Raw genomic sequence first — 11,305 nt, 5'->3', positions numbered from 1 at the left:
CGTCAGTGGGCCGCTTCGGCGGATTCGGGCGTCGCCTCGGGAGTGGCTCGGTGCGAGCGCAATTCCTCGATTTCACGTTCGAAGTCGTCGGCGGAGCTGAACGACCGGTACACGGACGCAAATCGGAGGTAGGCCACTTCGTCGAGGTCACGCAGCGGACCCAGGATCGCCAGACCCACTTCGTTACTCGGAATTTCGGCAGAGCCGGATGCGCGCACGGCATCTTCGACTTTCTGAGCGAGGAGGTCGAGAGCGTCGTTGTCGACCTGCCGACCCTGGCAGGCACGGCGCACGCCACGCTTGACCTTCTCCCGGCTGAACGGCTCGGTGACTCCGCTGCGCTTGACGACCGACAGCACCGCGGTTTCGACCGTGCTGAACCGGCGACCGCACTCGGGGCAGGACCGGCGCCGACGAATTGCCTGCCCGTCGTCCACCTCGCGAGAATCGACCACGCGCGAATCCGGGTGTCGGCAGTACGGGCAATGCATCGTCTGTCCTTCGTCGAGGCCGTCGTGGCCGCAACCCCCGGCTCCGTCCGAGAGCGAACCGGCGAGGACTGATTCACATCGCGGACGCACCGAACCGACGCGACCACTCGAGGTGGTATGGCTGACAGTCGTCGAGCCTACCTGCCCCTTCGATCCCGGTCTCATTCAGCGCACGTCAACGATTGGGCGCCGGCACCAGCAACTCCGCGCCGGGAGCGGGAGCACCGACGGGCAACGCATTGAGATCGCGGATCTGCCGCACCGCACGATCGACCGGGACGCCGGGCACCGCCCGCGCCGCCACCTCCGCCAGCGACTCTCCGGCCGCCACCTCGACCGACACCGTCCCGGCGGGCGTTCCCGGCCCTCCCGGCGCCACCGGGACCGCGGGGTTCGCCACCACACCCGCGATGCCGACCAGACCGAGCACGACGAGCGCCGTGGCCGCCGCACCCGCGAAGAAGGTGCGCCACCCGATGTCCGCGATTTCCCCGTGCGGGGCGTCGGACACCCACCTGGCGTGCCCGTATTGCACCCGGCCGGTGGCGGGGCGAGACCTGTCGCGGCCCGCCCGCGCCGGACGAGTCCCACTCCGGTGTAGAGCCTCTCTCCGCTGCAGAACTGCGTTGCTCATGGCTTACCTCCGCTGCCGGCGGTCCGCACCTTCTCGCTCGGGCCGCTCACGAATCGAACACGCGTTCGTGGAACGCATGTTCGATTTCTACCACGGTCGACCGACAATGTCGCGCATTCCGAGCGATTTCCTCGCTCACCCGTTCGAAGGAATGAGGTCCCTCACAGGGCTCGGACGGTCCGGCACGGATTCCCCACCGCGAGCACCCGGTCCGGAACATCCCTGGTCACGACGCTTCCGGCACCCACCACGGCGTCGTCCCCGATGCTCACGCCCGGACAGACGATCACGCCCGCGCCCAGCCACACGTTGTTCCCGATCGTCACGGGTGCCGCACTCTCCCATCGCGTCCGCCGCGCCTCGTGATCGTCGATCGGGTGCAACGCGGTGAGAAGTTGCACGCGCGGCCCGATCGACACGTCGTCACCGATGACGATCGGGGCACAGTCCAACAGGATCGCGTCGTAGTTGAGAAAGGTATTCGCTCCGATGCGAATGTTGCCGCCGTAATCGCACGCGAAGCGCGGCATGATCCACGAGTCGGCACCGAGCGCGCCGAGCAGCCGCTCGAGAACAGCGCGCCTGCGCTCGTCCTCGTCCGCAGCGGCCCCGTTGAACTCGTCGAGGAGGCGTCGACAGGCACGCCGCTCGGACACCAGTTCGACATCGTCGTCGCGATAGAGCTCGCCGGCCAGCATGCGCGCCTTGTGAGAGAGCGGTTCCGGAGATTCGTCCATGCGCCGACAGTACCCACGGGACGGTGCGCGGTCGGGTCGTCGAAGCATCCCCGCCACGCGACACGACGGTCGAACAAGTGTTTGATACTGCGAAGGAATCCGGCTACATTCATGTCATATCGACACTCGAATCCTATTCTCTCCCACGAGTCACGCCGGCGGGAGGGACGACACGGAGGCTTCCACCATGAAGGACGACAGCTCGAGCGGCCGCCCCACCACGGCGACGCTCACCGAACGGCAGCGGCGCGTCCTCGAAGTCATCCGTGAGTCGGTACAGGAGCGCGGCTATCCGCCGAGCATCAGGGAGATCGGGGACGCCGTCGGATTGACCTCGACTTCGTCTGTGGCGCACCAGCTCCGGACGCTCGAACGCAAGGGATTCCTCCGCCGCGACCCCAATCGCCCCCGAGCCGTCGATGTGCGTGGCCTCGACGACACCACCGATCGCGCCCCACAGCGGCCGGCGGCAGGTACCGCTGCCGATCTCTCCGGCACCCACCCCGAACCGACCTTCGTGCCGGTCCTCGGTCGGATCGCCGCGGGTGGGCCGATTCTCGCCGAGGAGTCCATCGAGGATGTCTTCCCCCTCCCACGCGAGTTGGTCGGGCAGGGTTCGCTGTTCCTGCTCCGGGTCGTCGGTGAATCGATGATCGACGCCGCGATCTGCGACGGCGACTGGGTGGTCGTGCGGCAGCAGAACGTCGCCGACAACGGGGACATCGTGGCCGCCATGATCGACGGTGAAGCCACCGTGAAGACCTTCAAGCGCTCGGGCAGGCAGGTCTGGCTCATGCCGCACAATCCGCACTTCGAGCCGATTCCCGGCAACGACGCGACCATTCTCGGCAAGGTCGTCACGGTGATGCGCAAGATCTGACGGCGGCCGGCATCCGGCAACGGGCCGCACGGACACGAACGAGGGGCACGGCGGTCGCCGTGCCCCTCGTTCGTCTGCCGGTCGTGCGGTGTTCGGAGATCGCGCGGTGTCAGAGATTCAGCCCGCGGCCGACGATCTCCTTCATGATCTCCGTGGTGCCCCCGTAGATCGTCTGCACTCGCGAGTCCATGTACGCCTTCGCGACGGGGTACTCCTTCATGTAGCCGTAGCCACCGTGCAGCTGCAGGCAGCGATCGATGAGCTCGACCTGCTTCTCCGTCGTCCACCACTTGGCCATCGCGGCTTCCTGGACGGTGAGCTTGCCCTCGTTGAGCAGCTCGATCGACTTGTCGACGAAGACGCGTGCGATCTCGGTCTCGGTGGCCAGTCCCGCCAGTTCGAACCGGGTGTTCTGGAACTTCCCGATGGACTTTCCGAATGCCTTGCGGTCTCGGCAGTACTGAATCGTCTGCTCGAGAACCGTCTCCATCGCGGCCACCGCGACGACGGCGATGGACAGGCGCTCCTGGGGGAGGTTCTTCATCAGGTAGAGGAAGCCCATGCCCTCCTGGCCGAGAAGATTGGCCGCGGGCACCCGCACGTCGGTGAAGCTGAGTTCGGCCGTGTCCTGGGCCTTCATCCCGATCTTGTCGAGATTGCGGCCCCGCTCGAAGCCCTCCATACCGCGCTCGACGACGAGGAGGCTGAATCCCTGGGCTCCCTTGTCGGGATCCGTCTGCGCGACGACGATCACCAGGTCCGCGTTGATGCCGTTGGTGATGAACGTCTTCGACCCGTTGAGGATCCAGTGATCCCCGTCCCGCACCGCGCGGGTCTTGATGCCCTGCAGGTCGGAACCGGTGCCGGGCTCGGTCATCGCGATGGCGGTGATGATCTCGCCGGACGCGAACCCGGGGAGCCAACGCTGCTTCTGCTCCTCGTTCGCGAGCTCGAGCAGATACGGGGCGACCACGTCGTTGTGGAGCGTGAATCCGATCCCGCTGTAGCCGCCGCGGGTGGTCTCCTCGGTGACGATCGCGTTGTAGCGGAAGTCGACGACTCCCCCGCCGCCGTACTCCTCGGGGACCGCGGTGCCGAGGAAGCCCTGCTTGCCGGCCTCGACCCACACGCTGCGGTCGACGATGTTCTGTTCTTCCCACTTCGCATGGTTCGGGGCGACATGCTGGTCCAGAAACTTGCGGTAGGACTCCCGGAACAGCTCGTGCTCCGGTTCGAACAGGGTGCGCTCCACGCCGACTCCTCTTTCGATAGCTGGATGTACCTGACTCGACGGTAAGCCCAGCGGCCGGTGTGGTGTATGACTCAGGCGATCAGGATTCGTGACCGCGAGCAGACTTGTTGCGCCATGCAGCGAGTTCTCGCAACGCCGGGTAGGCGACCAGGATGCCCACCGACCCCCACGCGATGCCCCCGAGCTCGACGGATCCGATCGTGAGGGTGAGGTCGCCGACGCCGGCGACGAGAGCCGCCGCGGCGACGGTGAGGTTCACCGGATCGGTGAAGTCGACCTTCGCGTCCGTCCAGATCCGTACCCCGAGGATGCCGATGAGTCCGTAGAGCACCAGCGTGGCGCCTCCGATCACCCCGTCGGGCACGGTGAACACCAGCGCACCGAACTTCGGTGAGAACGCGAGCACGATCGCGGTGGCTGCCGCCACCCAGTAGGCCGCGGTGGAATACACGCGCGTGGCCGCCATGACGCCGATGTTCTCGGCATAGGTGGTGGTGCCCGAGCCCCCGCCCAATCCGGCGAGAGTGGTGGCCAGTCCGTCCCCGACGAGGGCGTTTCCGGCGACGTCGTCGAGCGACTTGCCGGTCATGGCGGCGACGGCCTTGACGTGCCCGACGTTCTCCGCGACCAGCACGATCACCACCGGCAGGGTCAACGCGATGACCGACCATTCGAACGCCGGGCCGCGGAACTCGGGCAGCCCGAACCAGGCGGCGTCCCGCAGGGCCGCGACCCGCTCGTCGGCGAGGCCGCCCGTGACCGTGGCGAACACCCACCCCGCCACCACTCCGACGAGGATGCCGAGCCGTCCGATCAGGCCGGGACCGAGCACGGTGACCAGCAGGATCGACGCCAGGGTCACCGTCGCGATCAACGGCTGCGCCTCGTAGGAGCCGGCCGCCACCGGGGCGAGGTTGAGGCCGATGAGCGCCACCACGGCGCCGGTGACCACCGGAGGCATCACCACGTCGATGATGCGGGCGCCGCTCAGCCGCACGACGATGCCGACGGCCAGCAGCGCCACTCCCGCGGCGACGACGCCGCCGAGCTGCGCCGCAGGGCCGGATCCCTGGGCGGCGGTGAGCGGCGCGATGAACGCGAACGACGAGCCCAGGTAGCTCGGGACGCGGCCCCGGGTGATCAGCAGGAACAGCACGGTGCCGATACCGGAGAACAGCAGGGTGGTGGTGACCGGAAAGCCGGTGATCGTCGGGACCAGCAGCGTCGCGCCGAACATCGCGATCACGTGCTGCATGCCGATGCCGACCGTGCGCGGCCAGGTGAGTCGCTCGTGCGGGGCGACGACCTCCCCGTCGGTGATCCTGCGGCCGTCGCCGTGCAGAGTCCAGCCGAACATCGTGGTGGCGCTGCTCGCCGAGTCGGCGTCCGCTTCGTCTCTGGTCACAATCGCTAGATAGTAGGGACGCCCGCAGTCCACCGCCCGGCGAGCCCGGATTCTCGTGGAGTCCGAGCACACGCACCCGGCCACCGACCTAGGTGAGCACCTCGGCCGCCGCGGCGCGGGCCGCCGCGGGATCGGTCGTCGCGAGAACTGCCTCCGCGGCGCTTCTGCACTGCCGAGCCGAGACCGACTCCACTGCCGCGCCGACGGCGGGCAGGGCGGCAGCGGCCGCCGACAACGAGGTGACCCCGAGCCCGACCAGCACACAGGCGAGCAGCGGATCGGCTGCCGCCTCCCCGCACACCCCGACCGGCTTCCCCACGGCAGCACCCGCTTCCGCGGTACGCGCGACGAGCGAGAGCACCGCCGGCTGCCACGGATCGGTGAGCACTGCGAGTTCCGGTGACATGCGATCGGCAGCCATCGTGTACTGGGTGAGGTCGTTGGTGCCGATGGACAGGAAGTCCACGTGTTCGAGAATCCGATCGGCCTGCAGCGCCGCCGCGGGAATCTCGACCATCACCCCCGGCACGAGCCCCCGTTCCCGTACGAGTCCCGCGAACTCCTCGGCCTCGGCCGCCGTGGCAATCATCGGTGCCATCACCCAGGGAGAGGTCCGTGTCCGCTGCGCCGCCACCGCGACGGCGTCGAGCTGCCGGGTGAGCAGGCCCGGATCCGCACGGGCGATCCGGACACCACGTACCCCGAGCGCCGGATTGGCCTCGTCGGGGTGGTCGGCGAATGCGAGCGGCTTGTCGGACCCGGCGTCGAGCGTCCGGATCACCACCTTGTCCCCGGCAAACGCCTCGAGGACCTCCGCGTAGATGTCGGACTGCTCCTCGACCGACGGTTCGACGGTGCGGTCGAGGAAGGCGAGTTCGGTACGCAACAGCCCGACGCCCTCCGCCGGGGTCCGACGTGCGGCGCGTGCACCCGCGCCGTCCTGCACGTTGGCGAGAATTGCCACCCCGACCCCGTCGCTCGTGCGTCCCGGGCCGGTCCAGTTTCCGATTCTGCGCCGGGCCTCGACGTCCGCCGCGACCGCCGCCGCGGCGACGTCCGGGTCCGGGTCCACGACCAGGACGCCCCGGGAGCCGTCGAGCATCGCGGACGTTCCCGCCGGGACCGCGGCGACGCCCGCGGCGGCGACCACACACGAAATACCCAGTTGGCGGGCGATGATGGCGGTGTGACTGGTGGGTCCGCCCAGTTCGGTGACCAGGCCGACGATCCGTCCGGGGTCGAGTCCCGCGGTATCGGCCGGAGCGAGATCCCGGGCGCAGAGGATCGACGGGACGTCCGGCTCGGGCACTCCCGGCTCCGGATCACCCGCCAACTCGGCCAGCACCCGGTCACGTATGTCACGCAGGTCGGTGACCCGCTCGGCCATCATGCCGCCGATCCTGGTGAACATCTCGACGAACTGTTCGGTGGCCGCCGCCGCGGCCTCGCCGGCCGGAGCGCCTGCGGCGATCAGTTTCTCGGCGGCCGACAGCCAGCCCCGGTCGGCTGCCATCGCCGCGTTGGCCTGAAGTACCTCGGCGGCCGCTCCGGAAGCGTGCGCGGCCCGCCCGCGCAGCCGCTCCGCCACGGTCGCCGCAGCAGAGCGGAACCGCTCGGTCTCGGCGTCCCGTCCCGATTCGCCGATACGCGGCAGCCCCGCCGGGGCCAGGGGCCTGGGGCCGAGCACCACCACGGGGGCAGAGACGATGCCTGCCACGACGGGCGTGCCCGTCAGCTCCTCCGCCGTGTGGGGCGCCGCAGGCACCGTCTTCTCCTCGTCGACCTTCTCCGAATCGGCCTTCGTCGAATCGACCTCCGGGGCCATCCCGTCCTCCTCACAGCATTGGCGCAACGACGCGCGAGTGCCGGTCCGCTCGACGCAGACCCACTCGACGTCCTGTGAGGAACATTACATCCAGGTCTTGACTTGTCAACACATTCAGGCGTAAAACAACATAAACCAACACATCGTGTGATCTGGCGCATACGGCCCGCGACGGCACACACGAGACATGACGCGAACCGAGAGACGAGGACCGATGTACCCGGAGGAACGGCAGCAGGCGATGTCCTCGCTCGTCGCGCAGCGCGGACGATCGTCCGTCACCCAACTCGCCGACAGGTTCGGGGTGACGACGGAAACCGTCCGCCGGGATCTGGCCGTACTCGAACGCCAGGGGCTCGTCCGCCGCGTACACGGCGGAGCCGTCCCGGCCACGTCGCTCACCGTCACCGAGCCGGTACTCGCCGAACGGGAGAGCACCCGGACCGATCTCAAGGACCGGATCGGCAAGCGCGCGCTCGAGTTCCTTCCCGCCGCCGGGGGAAGCATCCTGCTCGACGCGGGCACCACGACGTCCCGGATGCTCCCCTCGATCCCCACCGATCGTGAACTCACCGTCATCACCAACTCGGTGCCGATCGCCGCCCGCCTGGCGGGCCTGCCTGCGATCACCCTGCAGCTACTCGGTGGACGGGTCCGCGGGGTCACCCAGGCGGCGGTGGGCGAGGACACCCTCCGGGCACTCGACGTCCTTCGCGTCGACGTCGCCTTCGTCGGAACCAACGCGCTCAGTGTGGAACACGGCCTGTCCACACCCGACCCCGAGGAGGCCGCGGTCAAACGCGCGATGGTCCGCAGTGCCAGGCAGGTCGTCGCCGTCGCCGACTCCTCGAAGCTCGGACGCGAGTATCTCGTCAGCTTCGCCCCCGCGGACGCGGTCGACGTCCTGGTCACCGACGCGGGAATCGATCCCGTGGATCGCGAGGAACTGACCCGACACGGAATCGAGGTGGTGACGGCATGATCGTCACGCTGACCGCCAACCCCAGTGTGGACCGCACCGTCGAACTGGGCGGCCCACTCGAACGCGGTGCCGTCCTGCGCGCCACGGGCTCGACCGACGACCCCGGCGGAAAGGGCGTCAACGTGGCGCGTGCGCTGGCCGCCTCCGGTGTTCCTGCGCTCGCGGTGCTCCCCGCCGCCGACGACGATCCGATCCTCGGCGGCCTGCGCGCGCACGGCATCGAGTTCGCCGCCGTCCCGATCCACGGCTGCGTCCGCACCAACATCACGGTCACCGAGCCGGACGGAACCACCACGAAGATCAACGAAGCCGGCCATCCGCTCGACGGCCGGACCGTCGAGGCCCTCCTGAGCGAGATCCGCACGCGGGCAGCGCATGCGGAATGGGTGGTGCTGTCGGGTTCGCTCCCGCCCGGTGTGCCCACCGACTGGTACGCGACCGTCGTGCTCGCACTCGCCGGGTCCGGCTGCCGGGTGGCGGTCGACACCTCGGATGCGCCGCTGCTCGCCCTCTCCGGCGGTTTCCCCGGCGCGGCGCCCGATCTCGTCAAACCGAACAGCGAGGAGCTCGCACAGCTCACCGGGGCCGACGGCGACGCACTCGAGGCCGCTGCCAGGGCCGGCGATCCCCGCCCGGCCACGATCGCCGCGCGCGGTCTGGTCGAGAAGGGGGTCGGCAGCGTCCTGGTCACGCTCGGTGCCGCGGGCGCCGTCCTCGTCGACGCCTCGGGCGCCTGGTTCGCCGCCGCCCCGCCCGTGACCGCACGCAGCACCGTCGGGGCGGGCGATTCCGCGCTCGCCGGCTACCTCGTCGCGCATCGCGCCGGTGCCGGAGCCGCCCGCTGCCTGCAATCCGCCGTGGCGTACGGCAGTGCCGCTGCCTCACTGCCGGGCACGACGCTGCCGTCGGCAAGCGACGTCGCGCTCGACCCGGTCGAGGTCCGCCCGGTCCCAGGCGGCGGCCCGGATCGCACGGGCACGACCCCAGACACACCGGTACCCGCCCACACGAAGGAGCGACCATGACCACATCCACCTCGGAGCCGGCGGAGTTGCCGGTCATCACCCCGGAACTGGTCAGCCTCGACGCCGACCTCGGTGCCACCAAGGACGCGGTCATCACCGCGCTCGCGGCGCGCCTCGCGGACGCCGGCCGTGCGTCCGACGCGGCCGCCTTGACCGAGGCGGCACTCGCGCGTGAAGGGCAATCCGCCACCGGGCTGCCCGGCGGAATCGCGATCCCGCACTGCCGCTCCGCCGCGGTGACCCACCCGTCCCTCGGTTTCGCACGACTCGGTCGCCCGGTCGACTTCGGTGCACCGGACGGACCCGCCGATCTCGTGTTCCTCATCGCTGCTCCGGAAGGAGCGGGAGCCGAGCACATGAAGGTGTTGTCCGCGTTGGCTCGTGCCCTGGTGCGGCCCGAGTTCGTGGAGGCGCTGCGGAACTCGACCACCGCAGACGACGTGGTGGCTCGGGTGAACGAGGTACTTCCCGGCACACCGACGCCTGCCGCGGCACCGCCCGCCGCCCCGGCCACCGGTTCGGGTTCGACCGGTGACGGCGGCGAGAGCGAGGCCGCGGCGAAGTACGTCGTCGCCGTGACCGCCTGCCCGACCGGAATCGCACACACGTACATGGCGGCCGACGCCCTGGTCGCCGCGGGCAAGCGCGACGGCGTGGACGTCAAGGTGGAGACGCAGGGCTCGAGCGGGAGTACTCCCCTCGACCCCGCGGTGATCGCCGGCGCCTCGGCGGTCATCTTCGCCACCGACGTCGGAGTCAAGGACCGAGAACGCTTCGCGGGCAAGCCTGTCGTCGCCTCCGGGGTCAAACGTGCCATCAACGAACCGTCGGCGATGATCGCCGAGGCCGTCCGCGCCGCGGACAATCCGGCGGCGACCACCGTGGAATCCGGGTCGCCGGGCGGAGAGCAGGAGGAAGCGGCCGGGAACGTCGGCTGGGGCACACACCTGCGGCAAGTCCTGCTCACCGGCGTGAGCTACATGATCCCGTTCGTCGCCGCGGGCGGTCTGCTCATGGCGTTGGGCTTCGCGCTCGGCGGCTGGGACATCAGCGGCCCGGCGGAATCCATCGTCCTGGACAACTCGCTCGGCGATCTCCCCGACGGAGGCCTGCGCATCTACCTGGGCGCCGTGCTCTTCCAGATCGGGACCATGGCGTTCGCCTTCCTGGTGCCCGCACTGGCCGGCTTCATCGCATACGCGATGGCGGACCGGCCCGGTATCGCACCCGGATTCACCGCAGGCGCGATCGCCGTCTTCGTCGGCGCCGGATTCATCGGCGGCCTCGTCGGTGGCCTCGTCGCCGGAGCCCTGGCCCTCTGGATCGGCCGGATTCCCGTGCCCGCGTGGCTGCGGGGACTCATGCCGGTCGTGATCATCCCGCTGTTCGCCACACTGATCGTCGGCGCATTGATGTTCCTCGTCCTCGGCCGTCCACTGGCCGCGATCACCACAGGCCTGACCGACTGGCTCAACGGGCTCTCCGGCGGCGCGGTGATCCTGCTCGGGGTCATCCTCGGCCTGATGATGTGCTTCGACCTCGGCGGCCCGGTCAACAAGGCCGCGTACGCCTTCGCCGTGGCCGGGCTGAACATCGACGACACGGCATCGCTCCGGATCATGGCCGCGGTGATGGCGGCGGGCATGGTGCCCCCGCTCGCGATGGCGCTGGCCTCCACGGTGCTGCGACCAGGCCTGTTCAGCGAGGCCGAGCGCGAGAACGGCAAGGCAGCCTGGGCGCTGGGGGCCTCGTTCATCTCCGAGGGAGCCATCCCCTTCGCCGCCGCCGACCCCCTGCGCGTCATCCCTTCGATGATGGCGGGTGGTGCCGTCACCGGCGCCCTCATCATGGCGTTCGACGTAACTCTGAGCGCACCCCACGGCGGCATATTCGTCTTCTTCGCGATCGGCAACGTGTTCTGGTTCTTCGTCGCGCTGGCCGTCGGCATGGCAGTGTCGGCCATGTGTGTCGTGGCCGCCAAGCAGTTCGCGCGGCGACCCGGCGACGCCGAACTCGACCCGGGAGCCGCCCCGGTGCCCGCCTGAAACCCATTCGCCCGATCTTCCGCACGACA

The 11,305-nt window shown here is 69.5% G+C and carries 10 protein-coding genes; 4 read left to right on the top strand and 6 right to left on the bottom strand.

Features of this window, described 5'->3' with window-relative positions:
- Positions 1–2: 2 nt before the first annotated feature.
- The 3 genes from nrdR to G4H71_RS19815 all read right to left on the bottom strand — a co-directional run bounded on the left by nrdR (position 3) and on the right by G4H71_RS19815 (position 1,862).
- A complete protein-coding gene (gene nrdR, locus G4H71_RS19825) occupies positions 3–491 on the bottom strand; it encodes a transcriptional regulator NrdR (protein WP_072738681.1) in 489 nt (162 codons plus the stop codon).
- A 175-nt stretch (positions 492–666) separates the two neighbouring features.
- Positions 667–1,125 (bottom strand): hypothetical protein, encoded by a 459-nt coding sequence (locus G4H71_RS19820; protein ID WP_072738682.1) that lies wholly within the window; start codon positions 1,123–1,125, stop codon positions 667–669.
- 161 nt (positions 1,126–1,286) lie between these two features.
- Positions 1,287–1,862, bottom strand: a complete 576-nt coding sequence (locus tag G4H71_RS19815; protein ID WP_072738683.1) for a sugar O-acetyltransferase — start codon at positions 1,860–1,862, stop codon at positions 1,287–1,289.
- A 187-nt stretch (positions 1,863–2,049) separates the two neighbouring features.
- On the opposite strand from G4H71_RS19815, the gene lexA reads away from it, so the two are divergent.
- On the top strand, positions 2,050–2,742 hold the full coding sequence (gene lexA, locus G4H71_RS19810; protein WP_072738684.1) for a transcriptional repressor LexA: 693 nt from the start codon (positions 2,050–2,052) through the stop codon (positions 2,740–2,742).
- A 109-nt stretch (positions 2,743–2,851) separates the two neighbouring features.
- On the opposite strand, the gene G4H71_RS19805 is transcribed toward lexA, so the two are convergent.
- The 3 genes from G4H71_RS19805 to G4H71_RS19795 all read right to left on the bottom strand — a co-directional run bounded on the left by G4H71_RS19805 (position 2,852) and on the right by G4H71_RS19795 (position 7,224).
- Positions 2,852–3,994: an acyl-CoA dehydrogenase family protein gene (locus G4H71_RS19805; RefSeq protein WP_072738685.1), complete on the bottom strand. Its 1,143-nt coding sequence runs from the start codon at positions 3,992–3,994 to the stop codon at positions 2,852–2,854.
- A 79-nt stretch (positions 3,995–4,073) separates the two neighbouring features.
- Positions 4,074–5,351, bottom strand: a complete 1,278-nt coding sequence (locus G4H71_RS19800; RefSeq protein WP_072738750.1) for a uracil-xanthine permease family protein — start codon at positions 5,349–5,351, stop codon at positions 4,074–4,076.
- 136 nt (positions 5,352–5,487) lie between these two features.
- Positions 5,488–7,224: a putative PEP-binding protein gene (locus G4H71_RS19795; protein WP_072738686.1), complete on the bottom strand. Its 1,737-nt coding sequence runs from the start codon at positions 7,222–7,224 to the stop codon at positions 5,488–5,490.
- 214 nt (positions 7,225–7,438) lie between these two features.
- Here G4H71_RS19795 and G4H71_RS19790 point away from each other — a divergent pair, with 214 nt between their 5' ends.
- Genes G4H71_RS19790 through G4H71_RS19780 form a run of 3 tightly spaced genes read left to right on the top strand, consistent with a single transcriptional unit; the run spans position 7,439 to position 11,276 of the window.
- Positions 7,439–8,206, top strand: a complete 768-nt coding sequence (locus G4H71_RS19790) for a DeoR/GlpR family DNA-binding transcription regulator (RefSeq protein WP_072738687.1) — start codon at positions 7,439–7,441, stop codon at positions 8,204–8,206.
- Entirely contained in the window at positions 8,203–9,231 is a 1,029-nt protein-coding gene (locus G4H71_RS19785; RefSeq protein ID WP_072738688.1) for a 1-phosphofructokinase family hexose kinase, read from the top strand. Before G4H71_RS19790 ends, G4H71_RS19785 begins: the two co-directional genes overlap by 4 nt.
- A complete protein-coding gene (locus G4H71_RS19780; RefSeq protein ID WP_072738689.1) occupies positions 9,228–11,276 on the top strand; it encodes a PTS fructose transporter subunit IIABC in 2,049 nt (682 codons plus the stop codon). The genes G4H71_RS19785 and G4H71_RS19780 overlap by 4 nt, the downstream gene beginning before the upstream one ends.
- The last annotated feature ends 29 nt before the right edge of the window (positions 11,277–11,305 follow it).

Source organism: Rhodococcus triatomae (assembly GCF_014217785.1).
GTDB lineage: Bacteria > Actinomycetota > Actinomycetes > Mycobacteriales > Mycobacteriaceae > Rhodococcus_F > Rhodococcus_F triatomae.
Note: the sequence above shows the minus strand (reverse complement) of the source record. Positions and strands in the feature narration are given on the sequence as shown.